This window comes from Pseudomonas sp., from assembly GCF_030690725.1.
GTDB lineage: Bacteria > Pseudomonadota > Gammaproteobacteria > Pseudomonadales > Pseudomonadaceae > Aquipseudomonas.
On sequence record NZ_JAUYGD010000057.1, the window covers coordinates 11,526 to 29,232 of the forward strand.

A 17,707-nucleotide genomic window follows, 5' to 3' on the forward strand; every position below is an offset into this window, starting at 1 on the left:
GGCTTTTTTGTCGGCGTTTGATTGACAGGCCGGGCAGGCTCGTTTGTCATGCTGTCATTGCGCCACTGGTGCGCATGCACAACCGATGCAGTCTTGGGGTGGTATGCAGTTTCTTGATCAGTTGTTTATCGCCAGTGCCGATCCCAGTGTTCTGATTCTCAGCAACCATGATCCGCTACTGGTGCTGATGTCGCTGTGCATTGCGGTGTTCACCTCGGGCATGGCTCTGCAACTGGCCGGTGTGGCCCGTGACAGTGATACAGCCTGGTGGCGGCACGTCACCATCGCCACAGGTTCGCTGGCTCTGGGGGCTGGTATTTGGGCGATGCACTTTATCGGCATGCTGGCGTTTCAGCTGTGCGCCGAAGTACGTTTTGATCTCGACGTAACCCTGCTGTCGATGCTGCCGAGTCTGGCGGCGTCCTGGGTGGCCCTGACTGTGTTGGCACGACGCAACCTGAACCTGTTGCAGCTGTGTATCGGCGGGGTGCTGGTGGGCGCGGGGATTGGCGCGATGCACTACAGCGGCATGGCCGCGATGCAGATGGCGCCGCTGCTGCGCTACGACCCCTGGATGTTTGCTCTGTCGATTCTGGTGGCGGTCGGTCTGGCCATTCTTGCCCTGTGGGTGCGCTTTGGTCTGGAGGGGCGCTTGCCGGCGCTCTTGGCCTTGCTGATTAGCGCACTGGTGATGGGCCTGGCGATCAGTGGCATGCACTACACCGGTATGGAGGCGGCCCGCTTTGTTGGCGTGGCCGAGTCTGAGCAGCCGATTGCCATGGTCGACAGCCTGTACCTGGGCAGTGCAATTTCGCTGATCACCATTGCCCTGACGGTCTTTGTGGTAGCGGCCAATGCGCTGCTGCGCTATCGCCGCCTGAGCCTGCAGCTGCAGGCCAGTGAGCAGCATTTACGCTCGATCTTCGATACCGCGCTCGACTCGATTTTGACGGTCGACCATGCCGGCATCATTCGCTCGGCTAACCGCGCCGCTACCCGTCTGTTGGGCTGGCAGCCGGATGAACTGGTCGGTTTGCCGATCCACCGTCTGCTCAACGAGCACGATGGCAACCTCTATGCGGCGCACCTGCGCAACTACCTGGACAGCGGCACTCTGGCATTGTCGGGCGCCGAGCAGGAGTTGCACTGCATTGCCAGCAACGGCCAGGCCAAGCCGGTGCGCATCAGCGTCGGGGTAACCCGCTCGGGCAATCAGCCGCTGTTTGTGGTGTTCGTCAATGACATCAGCGGGCGCATCCAGATGGAGCAGGCGCTGCGTGAGAGCGAACAGCAATACCGCTCGCTGATCAGCAATATCCCCGGGGTTTCCTTCCGCTGCCTGCTGGATGACGACTGGACCATGCTGTTTGTCAGCGATGCAGTGCAGGTGCTGACCGGCTGGAGTGCTGACGACTTCATCAGCAAGCGCCAGTCGATTGCTGCGCTCTATCACCCGGACGATTACCAGCCAGTGGCGGAGCAGGTGCTGGCCGCTATCGAGCAGCGTCGCAATTACACCGTCGAGTACCGTTTGTTCGACCGCGATGGCAAGGAACACTGGATCTGGGAAAGCGGCAGTGCCGTGTGCGATGAGCAGGGCATACCACGCTGGATCGACGGCGTACTACTCGACCAGACCGAAAGCAAACTGCGTAACGCCGAGTACGAAGGCAAGGTCAACGCCATCAGCAAGGCCATGGCACTGATCGAGTTTGACCTGCACGGCCATGTGCTGGAGATCAATGACAACGCCCTGGATCTGTTCGGTTATCAGCGTGCCGAAGTGATCGGCCAGCACCACCGCCTGTTCTGTGACCCGCTGTATGCCGACAGTGACGACTATCGGCTGTTCTGGGCGGCGTTAGGCAATGGTCAGTTCTCCGCCGGGGAATACCGGCGCATCGCCCGCGGTGGGCGTGAGGTGTGGATTCAGGCGACCTACAACCCGATTCTCGATACCGATGGCAAACCCTTCAAGGTGGTCAAGCTGGCCACTGACCTGACGCCGCGTCGCCTGATGGAGCAGGAAACCCGTGCCGCCCGCGACCGTGCCGAGGCGGCAGCGGCGGCGCGCAGCAGTTTCCTGGCCAATATGAGCCATGAGATTCGCACGCCGATGAACGCCATTATCGGCTTCACCGAGCTGCTGATCGGGACGCAGTTGGCCGATGACCAGCGCCGTCATCTGCAGACCGTGCAGCAGGCTTCACGCTCGTTGCTCGGCTTGCTCAATGACATCCTCGATACCGCCAAGCTCGACCGTGGCGCGATTGAGCTGGAAGACCTGGATTTCTCCCTGCGCGAGCTGTGCGAACAGGTCTGCGCCACCCAGCGTCTGGCGGCGGAAAACAAGGGCCTGGTGTTGCAGCTGGAATACCCGGCGCAGCTGCTGGAGTTCTTCCGTGGCGATGCCCTGCGCCTGCAGCAGGTGTTGACCAATCTGCTGGGCAATGCGGTGAAATTCACCGCCCAGGGCCGGGTTTGCCTGCGGGTGCAGGGCGAGGTCGGCGCGATTCGTTTGATCGTCGAAGACAGCGGCATCGGCATTGCTGCCGACCGCCTGGAGAAAATCTTCGAACCCTTTGCCCAGGCCGATGCTTCGATGAGCCGGCGGTTCGGTGGTACAGGCTTGGGTACTACCATTTCGCGGCAGCTGGTCGAGCTGATGGGCGGGCGCTTGCGCGTGGAAAGTACCCTGGGCGAGGGCAGCCGCTTTATCGTCGAATTGCCCTTGCGTGCCGGTCAACGCCTGGCCCCACAGGTACGCCAGGCGCTGCCGCAACTGGCGGCATTGCACATTCTGGCCGCCGACGATGTGCCGCAGAACCTGGAGCTGTTGCAGCTCAACCTGCAGCGTCTGGGTCACCAGGTCACGTGCGTGGCTGATGGGCAGGCGGCAGTTGAAGCCTATATCAGCGGCCGCTTTGATCTGGTGCTGATGGATGTGCAGATGCCCCTGGTCGACGGCCTGGAAGCGTCCCGGCGTATCCGTGCGCTGGAGGCGACTCAGCAGCGTGCGCCCATCCCGATTATCGCCCTGACGGCCAGCGTGCTGGATCAGGATCGCCAGGCCGCGCTGGATGCCGGGATGAACGGCTTTGCCTCCAAACCCCTCGATCTGCCGGCCTTGCTGGCTGAAATGGCGCGTCTGTTAGGCGTGGCTCAGGGCCACGGGGGCGTCGAGAACACTGCAGCGGCAACGACCGGCTTGTTCGACTGGCAGCGCGGCACCAGCCTGTGGGGCGGGCCGGTGCAGATGAGTCAGGCGATTCAACGCTTCCTGAGTGAGCAGGGCGCCCTGGTCGAGCAGCTGAACAGCATGCTGGAGAAGAATGACTGGGATACCGGGCGCAGCCTGGCGCATCGTTTTCGCGGCGCGGCGGCCAATCTGGCGTTGACCCATTTGTCCGGTCTAGGGCTGGCAATCGAGCAGGCGTTCAACCAGCGCGAGGGCCTGCATTTGCGCAGCCTGCTGCTGGAGTTGTCACGCGCCCTGGCGGCTGTTGCCGAGGCCCTGCCGCTGGTGCCGGAGGCGACCACCCAGACGCAGACCCAGGATAGCCAGCAGCTGCGGGCAGCGCTGCTGCGTTTGCAGCAAGCCGTCAGCCGTGGCGGGCTGGATGATCAGGCGCTGGCTTACCTGAGCCTGGGGCTGCAGGGCGCGCAGCAGAAAAAGGCTCTGGCGCGTATGCGTCAGGCGCTGGATGATTTTGACTTTGACCTGGCGCAGCAGTCGCTTAGCGAGCTGCTGCAGCAGTTGCATGATGAGGAAAGCCAGACACCATGATCACCCCAGTCGATGTTCGGCCGCTGCTTTTGCTGGTCGACGATGAGGCCACCAACCTGCAGGTGCTGCGGCATATCCTGCAGGAGGACTACCGCCTGCTGTTTGCCAAGGACGGCGGCAAAGCCCTGGAAATGGCCGAACGTGAGCGACCGGACCTGATCCTGCTGGATGTGATGATGCCGGGCATGACCGGCTATGAAGTGTGCCAGGCACTCAAAGCGCAGCCCCAGTTGGAGGCCATTCCGGTGATCTTTGTCACCGCGCTGGCCGATGTCGAAGATGAGGCGCGTGGCTTCTCGGTGGGGGCAGTCGATTACATCACCAAGCCGGTCAGCCCGCCGATCGTGCGCGCTCGGGTGCGCACGCACCTGTCGCTGGTGCGCATGGATGAGCTGCGTCAGACCCGCCTGCAGATCGTTCAGCGCCTCGGCATGGCCGCCGAGTACAAGGACAACGAGACTGGCCTGCACGTGATTCGCATGAGCCATTTTTCCAAGGTGCTGGCCCTGGCCGCAGGCTTCAGTGAAGCGGCCGCCGAAGAGCTGCTTAACGCCGCGCCGATGCACGATGTCGGCAAGATCGGCATTCCCGATGCGGTGCTGCGCAAGCCGGGCAAGCTCGATGAGGAGGAGTGGGCGGTGATGCGCCAGCACGTCGAGATCGGTGCGCGGATTATTGGTGAGCATGCTTCCGGCCTGCTGCGCACGGCGCAGCGCATTGCTCTGTCGCACCACGAGAAGTGGGACGGTACGGGCTACCCCAATGGCCTGAGTGGCGAGGACATCCCGCTGGAAGGGCGCATTGTGGCGATTGCCGATGTGTTTGATGCACTGACCAGCGTGCGCCCCTACAAGGCGGCCTGGTCGGTTGAGGATGCGGTCGGCCTGCTGCAGGAGGAAAGTGGTCGGCATTTCGATCCGCAGCTGGTCGAGCTGTTTATTCAGCAGCTGCCGGCAATCCTGGAAATCAAGGAGCGCTGGGCAGAGCAGGGTTAGGCGGTAACAGGCTGAAACCTTTGCGGCTACTCCAGGCGGCGCCCGCGCTTGGTCATCACGGCGCTGCGGACTATGGTTGTGGCTGCGCTTAATCCATCCAGAGGAGCCTCGCCATGTCCACGAAATCCCTGTTGCCACTGCTGTGTGCCGGCATGATCGGTTTTGCTGAAGCCGCCGTGGTGGTTAAACCGGTGCCCTATGAGATCGACGGTGAAGCTTTCGAAGGCCTGCTGATCTACGACGATGCGGTGACCACGCCGCGCCCAGGCCTGCTGATGGTGCCCAATTGGCTGGGCGTTACCGAGGATTCGGCGAAGAAGGCCTCCCGCGCCGCTGGCGATAAATACGTGGTGTTTATGGCCGATATGTACGGCAAAGCCGTGCGTCCGACTAATGCCGATGAAGCCAAGGCCGCTGCAACCCTGGTGCGCAGTGACCGGCCGCTGATGCGCAAACGTGCGCAAGCTGCGGTGGAGGTGCTCAAGGCGCAAACCGCGCAGGTAGCGCTGGATGTCAGCAAACTGGGGGCGATTGGTTTCTGCTTCGGTGGCGGTGCGGTGTTGGAGCTGGCGCGTTCCGGCGCTGATTTGAAAGGTTTTGTCTCGTTCCACGGCAACCTGGATACGCCCAACCCGAATGACGCGCAGAACATCAAAGCACCGGTTCTGGTGCTGCATGGCGCGGATGATCCGGCGGTGCCGCAGGAGCAGGTCGATGGCTTTATTGCGGAAATGAAAGCGGCCAAAGCCGATTGGCAATTGGTCATCTACGGCGGCGCGGTGCATTCCTTCACCAGCCCGGTGGCCAATGTGCCGGGGCGCAATGAATACCACCCGGTGGTCGCCGCGCGTGCCTTCAAGGCCATGGATGATCTGTTTGCGGAAACCTTCGCCGATTAAGGCGTAGCGGGAAGGCCGGGTGGCCTTCCCGCGTCCGCACTTATTCCGGCAGTACGGCGATATCGATGATATTGCCCGGCAGATCGGTGATCTCACCCAGGGTGGTCGGTTTGCCCGTGGCCAGGTCCAAGGTATGCAGCGTGGTGCCGGTGAGCAGGTAGGCGGTGTTGCCGCCCTTGCCGTCGCTGGCGATATCCAGGGCCGCATTCTGCAAACCATCAACGATCTTGCCCACGGCTTGCTGAACGCCATCGTTCGGCGGGTTCTGCAGCATCAGGCTGCTGCTGGCCAGGTCGACGTTGTACAGCGCGGTGGCCTGAGCGCCAGCGTAGGCATTGCTATAGGCACCGGCTACCACCTGGGCGCTCTTGCCGGCGTAGGGGCCTTCTGCGGCGTAGGCCACCGAACCGTCTACAACCACTTCACCTGTTTCGACATTGACCCGGAAGCTGGTGCCGTCGGCGGCGAGCATGCGCAGTTTGTCGGCGACCGGGTTGAAGTCGATGACCGCCTGGCCGCTGCCCGGCAGCTGCTTGCTCAGGCTGACGACCTTGCTGGCTGCGCCTGTAGCCAGGTCCAGGGTGTAGAGCTGATGATCGTTGCCCAGCGCATAGAGCATGCCGTTGGCCGGGCGCACATCGATGCCGCGCAACGGGCTTGGGCTGCTGGCGGGCATGCTGGCGGTGATTTTCTGGCTGGCGCTGTCGATCTTGAACAGCTGACCGTCGGCACCCAGGGCCAGTAGGGTCGCTGCGCTGGCAGTGCCGGCGGCGAGGCTGAGGGTGGCAGTGGTAACGGCAGCGGTCAGCAGGGTATTGAGGCTGTTCATATGCGTTCTCTCATCTGTGGTTATCCAGCATCGATGCAAGGCCGGGTAAAGCCCGCCTTGCAGGTGCCTCGATGAAACACCTGCTAGCTATACCCACGAGAGAACGTCTGGATGTCGCCGACTGAAAATAAATTCAGTTTTTTTGCAAACGACCTCAGTTAACCGATGCCATAACCGCGCGGCCGATATACAGCACCTTGCCGGTTGGCCGATCCTTCGGTGAGCCGCCGGCCGGTTCCAGGGTCAGTTCGAACAGCTGGCCGGCTTGTACCGCGCCAATCTGTTCGGCAGACAGTTGCAGCGGTTTACCCGGCTCGACCAGGCCCAAAGAGCGCGGGCCGATGGCTGGGTCGATCGACGTCCAGAATTGCACCGAGCGGTCGGCCGGGATTTGATCCTCCAGCAGTGGTTGCAGGCGCAGGCTGCCAGTGCCATCCACATGCACCACCCAGCCTGGCTTGGCGGCTTCACCTGGGGCTTGCAGCACCACGGTGTAGCTATCTCCAGCCATGTCAGTGCGCCACAGGTTAGGCATGAGCGCGACGATCAGGGCGAATGCCAGCGCAGCACTGGTAAGTCGCCAGGTGGTCAGGCTCTGCCACCAAGCCAGCCAAGCATTCACCCGACTGACGGCCGGGGTCAGGCCAAGGCTGTCCTGCAGGCGCTGCCACAATTGCGCCGAGGGTGTCTGCGGTGGCAGCTGATCGCTCAGTTCAAGAAAGTGCTGTTGCCACTGCAGGGCCATTTGCGCGGCTTCACTGTCGTGCTCGATCAGCTCGCGCACCTCAGCGGCTTCGGCCTCATCAAGCAGGCCCAGGACGTATTCGCCAATCAAGGCGCGGCGTTCGGCAGGTTGCTGCGTAATCATGCTTGCAAACACTCCTGCAGTGCGCGCAGACCGGCGCGAATACGGCCCTTGATGGTGCCCAGCGGGGTGGTCAGGCGGTTGGCGATCTGTTCATGGGTCAGGCCGCGGTAGAAGGCCAGCAGAATCGGGTGACGGCGGTTGCGTTCGATGCCCTGCAGGCAGCGGCGCAGTTGCTGCTGTTCGCCTTGCTGCTCCAGTAGCTCGGCGGCCTGTGGGCTGTCGTCAGCGGCACGTTCGATAAAGTCGTCATCCATCTCCACCGTGCGACCGCGACTGCGCAGCTGATTCAGCGCGCGGTAGCGCAGGATGCTGTAGATCCACGCACGGCCACTGCCAAGCGCGCGCTGAAAACGCTGGGCGTTGCGCCAGATCTGCACAAAGGCATCGTGCACGCAGTCTTCGGCTTGATCACGGCGGCCGAGCAGGGTGATGGCCAACCCGAGCATTTGCGCGGCCTCCTGTTGGTAGAGCGCCTGGAATGCGCGGTCGTCCTGCCGGGCGCAGGCTTCCAGATGGCTTTCGTAATCAAACAGCGGCTGCGCCATGCACTGGGTTCCTGAGTGTGTGAGCGTGCCAAGGGTTATACCCGAGCACCTGCGCTTTGGATGTCTCGGGAGTGCAACAAATCTTCTCCGTCAGCGCGGCAGCTCGATGCGCTCGGTCTCGCCGGGCACTGTTGGCCAGTCCTGCGCGGCCCAGCGCTCACGCGCCTGATCAATCAGGGCCGGGTCGCTGGCGACGAAATTCCAGTTGATCCGCCGTGGACCAATCGGCGCACCGCCAATCAATACCAGGCGGCTCTCGCCGCAGGCGCTGAGGGTGTAGGTCTCGCCTTCGGGTAGCACCAGCAGGCCCCGCAGCGGCAGTTGCTGATCGTCCAGTGTCACCTCGCCGTCAATCAGGTACAGCGCGCGTTCGGCATGCTCGGCGGGTATCTGCAGTGCGCTGCCTGCGGCCAACTTGATTTCGGCATAGACAGTGGGCGACAGCACGGGCACCGGTGATTGCAGGCAGAAGCCGGTGCCGGCGATCAGGCAGATGTCCACGCCCATGCTGGTGCTGCGCGGCAGGCTGTCGGCGGGGTGGTGGCTGTAGCTGGGTTCGCCTTGTTCCTCCGCGGCGGGCATGGCCAGCCAGACCTGCAGGCCGTGCATGTGCGAGCCGTTTTCCCACAAATCCTGCGGGGTGCGCTCGACATGCGCGACGGCACGATCTGCGGTCATCCAGCTGACTTCGCCGGGGCTGACCAGCTGATTTGAGCCGAGGCTGTCCCTGTGTTGCAGTTGCCCCTTGAACAGGTAGGTGAGGGTGGACAGGCCGATATGCGGGTGCTGGTTGATATTCATGCCGCTGCCGGCTGGGTAGGTGTTTTCCAGAATATGGTCGAAGAACACGAACGGCCCAACGCTGCAGCACTTGGCCGAGGGCAGGGGGCGCAGGATAGGTTGACCGCCGAGGTTTTCCGCGCGCGGCTGGATCAGCAGAAGTTCGCTCATTACGCGCCCTCGCTCAGCAGGGTACTGACCTGAACTTCGCTGCTGGTCATCAGCTTGTGAATCGGACATTTATCAGCGACGCGCAGCAGCTGTTGGCGTTGTGCGTCATCCAGCGCGCCGTGCAGGGTTAGTTCGACATCCAGGCGGTAGATGCCCTGGCGCTCCTGGCTGTCATCGCGGTTGAGCTTCACGTCGAGGCCTTCCAGCGGCAAACCGCGTTGCTTGGCATACAGCGCCAGGGTCAGTGCCTTGCACGCGCCCAGCGCAGCATCGAACAGGTCATGGGGTTCAGGCGCTGAACCTGCACCGCCCAGCTCCACCGACACATCGCTGTGCAGGGTGTGCGGGCCAATGCTGATGCGCTGCAGCAGGCCTTTGTCGTTGCTGATGCTGATCATTTGAGCTCCTTGGGCTGAAACCATAATTCCTTGCGGGAAAATGGCGTTGCAGGGGGTAAGTCGGGGTTGTGCAATTCGATGATGCGCCGCTTATGCAGATTGGCCTGACGCAACGTGTCGCCATGGTACTGCTCGAACAGGCGCTGAAAACTGCCATCGGCAATCATCGCCTCCAGGCCGCGCTCAATGTCGGCAGCCAGGTCCGGGCGGTTGCGTGAGGTGAAAAAATAGAACGCGGTTGGGTAATGCAGCAGCAGGTGGTTGTCGATGCTCAGCGCCAGCCCGCTTTCCGCCGCGCGCGCCTGCTCCTGCCAGGCCACCACGACTTCACGGGGAAACAGATCGAAACGCCCGGCGGCGAGCATCTGGAACAAACCGCGATAGTGCTGGCTGGTCACCACCTTCAGACCATTGGCCCGCAGGATCGCCGTGTCCGGCCAGTCGTGGCGTTGGCCGAAGCTGAAGCGTTTAAGTTCATCGAGGTTCTCCACCGTGGCCAGTTGCTCGGCATCCGCGCTGCGTTGCAGCAGCACACGCCAGCCGATCAGGCCGCGGTAGATCGGGATGCGGATCGGTAGCAAACGTGCTTCACGCTCACGGGTGGTCATGGTCCACATCACCTGCACGCTTTTGCTGTCGTGCTCGATGGCCAGCAAGGCGCGGCTTTGCGCCATGGGCACGGGTGTGGCTTGTAGCTGGTAGCGTCCGGGTGTGCGCTCCAGCGCCGCGGTCAGCAGCGCCAGGGCATAGGCTTCGGGGTCAATGCCATCCGAGTGCAGCGGGTAGTTCAAGCGTTCTGCGGCATGGGCTGTTGCCAGGTTGCATAGCGCAACAATCAGCAGTGCCTGCAGGTAGTTGGGCCAGGTGCGTTGCCGGTGGGTCGAGGCTGAAGCCATTGCAGCAATCCTGGTTTCTGAACTAGACCTCAGTGTAGTGAGTCAATTGTGCTCACGTCTTCAAGGAGGATTGAGGTTTGAGGCGACTTGCATTGAGTCTTGCGGTTTTAGTCACTGTTTGCAGCCCGTTGGCGCTGGCCCGCGATTACCGTTTTAGTGATGCCCATCTGCATTACGTGGATTTCTTTCAGGAAAGCGCGGGCATGACCGAGCTGTTCGAGCAGATGGCTGCCGGCAATATCGAGCATGTGATGCTCTCGGGCATTCCGGTGGCGAAGAAGTGGGATGAAGACGAACCCAAGCGCCCGCGTTACTACGCCGGCGACGATGCCAATGCCTATTGGTACAGCGCCACCGATGTGCTGGTGGCGCATGCCTACAAACAGGTGCCCGCCGAGCAGCGCAAGCGCCTGCATCCGTTTCTCTCCGGCTTCAACCCGAATGACAAGAATGCCGATGCGCATATTCGCCGTATGCTCGAACTCGACCCAGGGTTGTGGCAGGGCATCGGTGAGATTTTCACCCGGCATGACGACCTCACCGCGCTGATTCACGGTGATGCGCCACGGGCTAACAACGAAGCTCTGGCGCGAGTCTTTCATCTGGCCGCCGAGTACGATCTGCCGGTGATGCTGCATTCCAATATCACCTCCAAGCGTGAGCGCAATCCGCTCTACCTGCAGGAAATCGAGGACCCACTGCGTAATCACCCGCATGTGCGATTTATCTGGGCGCATGCCGGCACCAGCATGGAAATTCATCGGCATCAGGAAAAGCTGGATTTCCTCCTGCCCACCCTTGAGCGGATGCTCAAGCAGTACCCCAATCTGTATATCGATCTGTCCTGGACCATGCTCCAGCCGTATTTACTGGATGCCGACGGCCAGCCTGATGCGGCCTGGGTAAAGCTGGTCAGCAGCTACCCGGCGCGCTTTATGCTCGGCTCCGATGTGGTTGGCCGTTTTAATGGATTGGCGGGTTATATGAACGGTTTTAAGCCGTTTCTCGATGCCTTGCCGGAGAAGGTTGCCCATCAGGTGGCGCGCGATAACTTCCTCGCGGTGCTGCCGCGCCAAGTGCAGGCTGAGCTGCTGGAGTAGAGCTGTCATAGCCTTGTCACACGGGTGTCATAGGCTCGCGCCATCTAAAAAAGGAGCGCGACATGCAATACACCCGTTTTAGTGCCCTGGCCGCACTTGTATTGACCAGCAGCCTGGCGCAGGCCGAAGTCCGGGTAGAAGGCCCGGTCGAGTACGGCGTTTTTGCCAGCAACTATCAGGACTTCCAGGAAGGCGAGCGGGTGTTAACCCGTAGCAACCAGCAAATTGAGCAGGGCGAGGTGATTCCGGCCAAGCTCGGCACCAAATTCGGCCTGCGCTACAGCCTGGCCGGAAAAGTGGCCGATGATTCGCCGCTGACGTTGCTTTATCTCACCCCCGGTGTGGTCACTCCGCAAGGCACGCGCCACGACAAGTTCGTGGTGACGCAAAAGCTGGTCCCCGGCGCACCGCAGGATGTCATGGCCTTTGAATTCACTGAAAAACATGAAGTGGTGCCAGGTGAGTGGCACTTTATGGTGTTTCAGGATGACCGCAAATTGCTGGAGCAGCGGTTTACCGTGCGCTGAAATTACCTGAAGTCGTAACCCTAAACCCGAGCCCAGGCTCGGGTTTTTTTATGTGCAAGCGGTCAAGAATCTAGTGCTAGAGTCGATACGGAGTCTGTAGATATTGGCTGAAGGTCTTAAGGCATTCATAAGGATAGTGGCCATATGCTATCGAACAAGCTGCTTCAGAACCCTAAAGGACGGCCGTGATGACCCTAAGAAATCTCAATATTGCGCCCAGAGCATCGCTGGGCTTTGGCCTGGTGGCGCTATTGGTGCTGATACTCGGCAGCTTTTCGCTGCTGCAAATGGCAGAAATGAACAAGCAGTCGGAGCAGGTAAACCAAAACTGGTTACCTAGCATTCTGAGTCTGGGTGAGATGAACCAGGATGTTCTGCGACTGCGTGCGCTGACCCTGCGCTTGATGCTCAATACCGATGAGACCATGACTCGACAGAATCTGGCCCGCGTCGAAGAACTCAAAGGCATGTTGGGCAAGGCGCAAGGCACTTATGAAAAGCTGATTTCCAGTGCAGAAGAAAAGAGCGCTTATGGGCGTTTCAAGCAGGCTGAAGGCAGCTATTTGCAAGAGCAGAGCAAGATCGTCGATGCAATACGGCAAAGCGATCTGGATGCGGCCCTGGCGGTCGCCAACGGTCCGCTTAACGGTCACGCCGATAGTATGGCCAAGGCGCTGGTCGAGCTTTCTGAAATTAACCGGGTTGGCGCCAATGCTGCCGCTGAAGCGGCTGATGCGGTATTCGCCAGCGCACGGTTGTGGGTGATGGTGATGATCGCCCTGGCGCTCGGCCTGACGGTGATTCTGGCACTGCTGCTGACCCGCAGCATCGTCGCGCCGCTGACCGAAGCGGTGCGGGTGGCTGAAGTGGTGGCGAGCGGCAACCTGACCCAGTCAATCGAGGTGCAGGGCAGTGATGAACCGGCGCGTTTGCTGAGCGCCCTGAAAAGCATGCAGCAGAGCCTGCGCAGCACCATTCAGAATATTTCCGACTCCTCCACGCAGCTGGCCTCGGCCTCGGAAGAGCTCAGCGCGGTGACCGAAGACTCGACCCGCGGCTTGCACCAGCAGAACAATGAAATCGAGCAGGCGGCTACAGCGGTTAATGAAATGACCAGCGCCGTAGAAGAGGTGGCGCGTAACGCCGTCAGCACCTCCGAGGCCTCCAGTGAATCCAACCGTACCGCCCAGCATGGCCGCGAGCAGGTGCGCCAGACTGTCGAGTCGATCAGCCACCTGGCGGATGACGTGACTCATACCGCTTCCGAAGTTGAACAACTGGCCGGTCAGGTGCGCGATATCAGCAAGGTGCTGGATGTGATCCGCTCGATTGCCGAGCAGACCAACCTGCTGGCGCTGAACGCAGCGATTGAAGCGGCGCGAGCCGGTGAAGCCGGGCGCGGTTTTGCCGTGGTAGCCGATGAGGTGCGGGCCTTGGCGCATCGCACCCAGCAGTCGACCCGTGAAATCGAGCAAATGGTCAGCGGTATTCAGCAGGGCACCGACAAGGCGGTTAACGCCATGCAGAACAGCAACAGCCGCGCGCGTTCGACCCTGGATGTGGCCAAGGCGGCCGGCCAGGCACTGGATGAGATTGCGGCCGCCATTTCGCAGATCAACGAACGTAATCTGGTGATCGCCAGCGCCTCGGAAGAACAAGCCCAAGTGGCCCGCGAAGTCGACCGCAACCTGGTGAATATCCGAGATCTGTCGATGCAGTCTTCGGCTGGGGCCAATCAGACCAGTGCGGCCAGCCAGGAACTATCACGGCTAGCCGTGGACCTGAATGCACTGGTGGCGCGCTTCTCTATCTAATCAAGGAGACAGCCACAATAAAAAGGCCATCCCGAGGGGTGGCCTTTTTTATGCTGCAAACGCAGGGTGAGGCTTACTTGCCAGCCCAGCGCTTGAGTACCAGGGTGGCGTTGGTGCCGCCGAAGCCGAAGCTGTTGCTCATCACGGTGTCGAGCTTGGCGTTTTCGACGGTGCTGCGCTGGATCGGCAGGTCGGCGATTTCCGGGTCGACTTCGTCGATGTTGACCGAACCGGCGATAAAGTTGCCTTCCATCATCAGCATGCAGTAGATCGCTTCCTGTACGCCGGCGGCGCCCAGGGAGTGACCGGACAGGCTCTTGGTCGAGCTGATGGCCGGCGCCTTGGCGCCGAACACTTCGCGTACTGCGCGGCTTTCCGCCACGTCGCCGACCGGAGTCGAGGTGCCGTGGGTGTTCAGGTAGTCGATTGGGGTGTCGACGGTGGCCAGGGCCTGCTGCATGCAGCGCACAGCGCCTTCACCGCTCGGGGCAACCATGTCGTAGCCGTCGGAGGTTGCGCCGTAGCCGACGATTTCCGCGTAGATCTTCGCGCCACGAGCAAGGGCATGCTCCAGCTCTTCGACCACCACCATGCCGCCACCGCCGGCGATGACGAAGCCGTCACGCTTGGCGTCGTAGGCGCGCGAGGCTTTTTCCGGGGTTTCGTTGTACTGGGTGGAGAGGGCGCCCATGGCGTCGAACAGGAAGCTCTGGCTCCAATGCTCTTCTTCACCGCCGCCGGCAAATACCACGTCCTGCTTACCCAGCTGGATCTGTTCCATGGCATTACCGATGCAATGGGCGCTGGTGGCGCAGGCCGAAGAGATCGAGTAGTTGACGCCCTTGATCTTGAACGGTGTGGCCAAGCAGGCAGACACGGTGCTGCCCATGGTGCGCGGTACGCGGTACGGACCGACGCGCTTGACGCCTTTCTCGCGCAGGATGTCCATGGCCTCCATCTGGTTGAAGGTCGATGCGCCGCCGGAGCCTGCAATCAATCCCACGCGTGGGTTGGAGATTTCTTCCGCGCTGAGGCCCGAATCCTTGATCGCCTGCTCCATGGAGAGGTAAGCGAAGGCTGCGGCATCACCCATAAAGCGATAGACCTTGCGGTCGATCAGCTCTTCCAGGTTCAGATCAACCGAGCCGGATACATGGCTGCGCAGGCCCATTTCGGCATAGGCAGGGTTGAAACGGATGCCTGACTTGCCAGCACGCAGGTTGGCAGAGACGGTGGCTTTGTCATTGCCCAGGCAGGAAACGATGCCCAGGCCGGTAATCACGACGCGACGCATGCGATGAGTCCCTTAGAAATTGTCGGTAGAGGTGAACAGGCCAACCCGCAGGCCTTCGGCGCTGTAGATTTCGCGGCCATCAACGCTGACGGTGCCATCGGCAATAGCCAGGACCAGGGAGCGGGCGATGGTGCGTTTGATATGAATGTTGTAGGTGACTTTCTTGGCGGTCGGCAGGACCTGACCGAAGAACTTCACTTCGCCCGAACCGAGGGCGCGGCCACGGCCGGGGTTGCCCTGCCAGCCGAGGTGGAAACCCACCAGCTGCCACATGGCATCAAGGCCCAGGCAGCCTGGCATAACCGGGTCGCCTTCGAAATGGCAGGCGAAGAACCACAGATCAGGAGTGATATCGAGCTCGGCGACAATTTCGCCCTTGCCGTACTTGCCGCCGGTGTCGCTGATGTGGGTGATGCGATCGATCATCAGCATGTTCGGCGCGGGCAGTTGCGCATTACCTGGGCCGAATAGTTCGCCGCGACCGCAAGCGAGCAGTTCTTCCCGGGTGAAGGCGTTTTGTTTGGTCATGCGAGCTCCTCAATATGTCCCATGCGCCAAGGCTGGGCGAATCGTCCTGGCTGGCGGCGCAGTCTGCTGCGCCTGCCAACAGCCTAGTCATAGACTGTTGCGTTGTGGTGAAAGTCACAGCCTTGTGAGTACAGTTGTACTCCGCTCTTGCTGGCCTGTCATAGCGCCCATGCTCGTTAGCCTGCAGCAGTTGAGCCTTCTTGACTACCCGTCGAAGGTCGAGGGGGCAGCCAGCGCTGTAGGATTCGCTGCAAATCTGCCCGTTTAAAGGGTTTTGCCAGGTAGTCATTCATACCCGATTGCAGGCAGGCCTCGCGGTCGCCCTGCAGGGCGTTGGCGGTTAGGGCGATGATCGGCAATTCGGTACAACCGGCTAGGCGGCGGATCTGCCGTGTGGCCTCGTAGCCATCCATGATCGGCAGGCGGCAATCCATCAGAATCGCTGCATATTTCTGCTGGCTGACCTGATGTACGGCCTGGGCGCCATCGCCGACCAGACTGACCTGATAGCCCAGGCTGCGCAGCATGGCTTCGATAACGGTCTGGTTGACTGGGTTGTCTTCCACCAGCAGGACTGGCTGGCCGTTGCCCTGGTCTGCAGGCAGCGGGGTGTCGCTGACAGCGGGTGCAACCTGCTGGGAAAACGGCAGTGGCACCTCTAGGGTAAACACCGAGCCCTGGCCCTCCTGGCTAACCGCGCGCAGGGTGCCGCCCATGCGTTCGGCAAGGGTGCGGGCAATCGGCAAACCCAGCCCGGTGCCGCCGTAACGTCTTGAAATAGAAGTGTCGGCCTGCTGGAAGGCATCGAACATATGTTCCAGCCGCTCGGGTGAGATACCGATGCCGCTGTCGTGTACCGCGCAGCTGAACCACAGCACCTGATTGTCCAGCGCCTGCCAGGTGCTGTGCACGCGGATGCTGCCGGTTTCGGTGAACTTCAGGGCATTGCCGATCAGGTTGACCAGAATCTGTCGAATCCGCGTCGGGTCGCCCTGTACCTGCAGCTGTTCCAGGCCGCTCTGGGTGTCTAACAGCAGTTGCAGGCCGCGCTGCTGAGCGCTGTGCTGGAACACCTGAATCGAGCTTTGCAGCAGGTCGAGCAGGCTGAAGGGGATGCGTTCCAGCTCCAGTGCGCCGCGTTCGATGCGTGAGAAGTCGAGAATATCGTTGATGACTTTCAGCAGGTGCTCGGTGGATTCGGTGGCCAGCGCCGCGTACTCCGCCTGCTCCTGGGTCATTTCGGTAGTTTCCAGCAGCTGCAGCATGCCCAACACGCCATTCATCGGGGTGCGCAGCTCGTGGCTCATCATCGCCAGAAAGTCGGATTTGGCGCGGTTGGCCAACTCTGACTGCTCGCGGGCCTGAATCAGCAGGGTCATGGCCCGCTGCTGTTCTTCACTGGCGCTGGCCAGGCCGTGGGCGAGGTTATTGATATGCCGCGCGAGCGCCTGCAATTCGCCTTCACCGACCTCGGGCAGGGTGGTCTGGTAGTTGCCGGCCTGGATCGCGCTGACGGCTTCGCCCATGGCACTCAGCGGCTGTGACAAGTGACGGGCCAGGCGGCGGGCGAGAATAAAGGTCAGGGCCAGGGCAAACAGGGCGAGCAGGGTGGCTTTGAACAGGATTTCCTGCTGGCGGGTGTTGAAGGCATCGTTGGACATGCCCACGACGACATAACCCAGGTAGTCATCGGTCAGCGTCTGTTGGGTGGGGGTGTGCAGCGCCGCGCGTTGCAGATGGATCGGCGCCTGGAATACCTCGACCTGGCTGCTGGCGTGGCCGCTGCCCGGCGTCTGTTCGACGTAAACGAGAATCTTGCCGGTGTGGTCGCGCACTTCCAGAAAACGCACATGCGGGGTCTTCAAGGTGGCTTGCAGCAAGGCATCGAGCACATCGAGGTTGCCGGAAATCACCCCGTAGGTGCTGGCCGGCGCCAACTGGCTGGCGATCAGCTGGCCATAATGGTTGAGCTCCTGACGCAGGTCTTGCAGGCGGGCAAAGGTGAAGAAGCCGGTGAGCAGCAGGGTCAGCAGCAGGGCGGGGCCGACACTGATCAATTGCGTACGGGTATGGATATTCCAGCCACGGCGCAGGATCATCGGGCCACTCCGCTGCTACGCAGAATGTACGGGCGCTGGGGAACTGGCCGGTTTTTCGCGGTCTCAGGGTGAAGCCGGGCTTGGGTGCTATCGATCACGCCACAACCTTGTTTGCGTTTGAAAGTCTGCATGTTAACTGAGCTGCTTGGCTTTGCCAGTGCTAGCCGCGCAGCTAAA

General features: G+C 61.4%; 15 protein-coding genes. 6 read left to right on the plus strand and 9 right to left on the minus strand.

Annotation, left to right across the window (positions count from 1 at the left end; translation table 11 throughout):
• Window positions 1-103 precede the first annotated feature (103 nt).
• The 3 genes from Q8O69_RS14130 to Q8O69_RS14140 all read left to right on the plus strand — a co-directional run bounded on the left by Q8O69_RS14130 (window position 104) and on the right by Q8O69_RS14140 (window position 5,681).
• Window positions 104-3,787 (plus strand): PAS domain S-box protein, encoded by a 3,684-nt coding sequence (locus tag Q8O69_RS14130; protein WP_305592942.1) that lies wholly within the window; start codon window positions 104-106, stop codon window positions 3,785-3,787.
• Window positions 3,784-4,782, plus strand: a complete 999-nt coding sequence (locus Q8O69_RS14135; protein ID WP_305592943.1) for a two-component system response regulator — start codon at window positions 3,784-3,786, stop codon at window positions 4,780-4,782. Before Q8O69_RS14130 ends, Q8O69_RS14135 begins: the two co-directional genes overlap by 4 nt.
• A 113-nt stretch (window positions 4,783-4,895) precedes the next feature.
• The gene (locus Q8O69_RS14140) at window positions 4,896-5,681 is read left to right on the plus strand and encodes a dienelactone hydrolase family protein (RefSeq protein WP_305592944.1); all 786 of its coding nucleotides are present in this window, start codon (window positions 4,896-4,898) and stop codon (window positions 5,679-5,681) included.
• Window positions 5,682-5,721: 40 nt separating this feature from the next.
• Here the strand turns inward: Q8O69_RS14140 and Q8O69_RS14145 are convergent, their stop codons facing one another.
• From Q8O69_RS14145 to Q8O69_RS14170, 6 genes are all read right to left on the minus strand, one after another.
• Entirely contained in the window at window positions 5,722-6,510 is a 789-nt protein-coding gene (locus Q8O69_RS14145; protein ID WP_305592945.1) for a DUF4394 domain-containing protein, read from the minus strand.
• Between the two features lie 154 nt (window positions 6,511-6,664).
• Entirely contained in the window at window positions 6,665-7,378 is a 714-nt protein-coding gene (locus Q8O69_RS14150; RefSeq protein ID WP_305592946.1) for an anti-sigma factor domain-containing protein, read from the minus strand.
• Window positions 7,375-7,923, minus strand: a complete 549-nt coding sequence (locus Q8O69_RS14155) for a sigma-70 family RNA polymerase sigma factor (RefSeq protein ID WP_275962804.1) — start codon at window positions 7,921-7,923, stop codon at window positions 7,375-7,377. The genes Q8O69_RS14150 and Q8O69_RS14155 overlap by 4 nt, the downstream gene beginning before the upstream one ends.
• 90 nt (window positions 7,924-8,013) lie before the next feature.
• Entirely contained in the window at window positions 8,014-8,874 is an 861-nt protein-coding gene (locus Q8O69_RS14160; RefSeq protein ID WP_305592947.1) for a pirin family protein, read from the minus strand.
• Window positions 8,874-9,272, minus strand: coding sequence for an OsmC family protein (locus tag Q8O69_RS14165; RefSeq protein WP_305592948.1), 399 nt, complete (start codon window positions 9,270-9,272; stop codon window positions 8,874-8,876). The genes Q8O69_RS14160 and Q8O69_RS14165 overlap by 1 nt, the downstream gene beginning before the upstream one ends.
• A complete protein-coding gene (locus Q8O69_RS14170; RefSeq protein ID WP_275962807.1) occupies window positions 9,269-10,168 on the minus strand; it encodes an ABC transporter substrate-binding protein in 900 nt (299 codons plus the stop codon). Before Q8O69_RS14170 ends, Q8O69_RS14165 begins: the two co-directional genes overlap by 4 nt.
• A gap of 77 nt (window positions 10,169-10,245) precedes the next feature.
• Here Q8O69_RS14170 and Q8O69_RS14175 point away from each other — a divergent pair, with 77 nt between their 5' ends.
• From Q8O69_RS14175 to Q8O69_RS14185, 3 genes are all read left to right on the plus strand, one after another.
• Window positions 10,246-11,268 carry an amidohydrolase family protein gene (locus Q8O69_RS14175; protein ID WP_305592949.1) on the plus strand — a complete coding sequence of 341 codons (1,023 nt, stop codon included), beginning with the start codon at window positions 10,246-10,248 and terminating at the stop codon, window positions 11,266-11,268.
• A gap of 62 nt (window positions 11,269-11,330) precedes the next feature.
• The gene (locus tag Q8O69_RS14180) at window positions 11,331-11,795 is read left to right on the plus strand and encodes a DUF3859 domain-containing protein (protein WP_305592950.1); all 465 of its coding nucleotides are present in this window, start codon (window positions 11,331-11,333) and stop codon (window positions 11,793-11,795) included.
• A 188-nt stretch (window positions 11,796-11,983) separates the two neighbouring features.
• The gene (locus Q8O69_RS14185) at window positions 11,984-13,609 is read left to right on the plus strand and encodes a methyl-accepting chemotaxis protein (protein WP_305592951.1); all 1,626 of its coding nucleotides are present in this window, start codon (window positions 11,984-11,986) and stop codon (window positions 13,607-13,609) included.
• A gap of 73 nt (window positions 13,610-13,682) precedes the next feature.
• Here the strand turns inward: Q8O69_RS14185 and fabB are convergent, their stop codons facing one another.
• The 3 genes from fabB to Q8O69_RS14200 form a co-directional block, all read right to left on the minus strand.
• Window positions 13,683-14,903: a beta-ketoacyl-ACP synthase I gene (gene fabB, locus Q8O69_RS14190; RefSeq protein WP_305592952.1), complete on the minus strand. Its 1,221-nt coding sequence runs from the start codon at window positions 14,901-14,903 to the stop codon at window positions 13,683-13,685.
• A gap of 12 nt (window positions 14,904-14,915) precedes the next feature.
• Window positions 14,916-15,431, minus strand: a complete 516-nt coding sequence (fabA, locus tag Q8O69_RS14195) for a 3-hydroxyacyl-[acyl-carrier-protein] dehydratase FabA (protein WP_304867185.1) — start codon at window positions 15,429-15,431, stop codon at window positions 14,916-14,918.
• Window positions 15,432-15,607: 176 nt separating this feature from the next.
• The gene (locus Q8O69_RS14200; RefSeq protein WP_305592953.1) at window positions 15,608-17,530 is read right to left on the minus strand and encodes an ATP-binding protein; all 1,923 of its coding nucleotides are present in this window, start codon (window positions 17,528-17,530) and stop codon (window positions 15,608-15,610) included.
• Window positions 17,531-17,707: the final 177 nt, after the last annotated feature.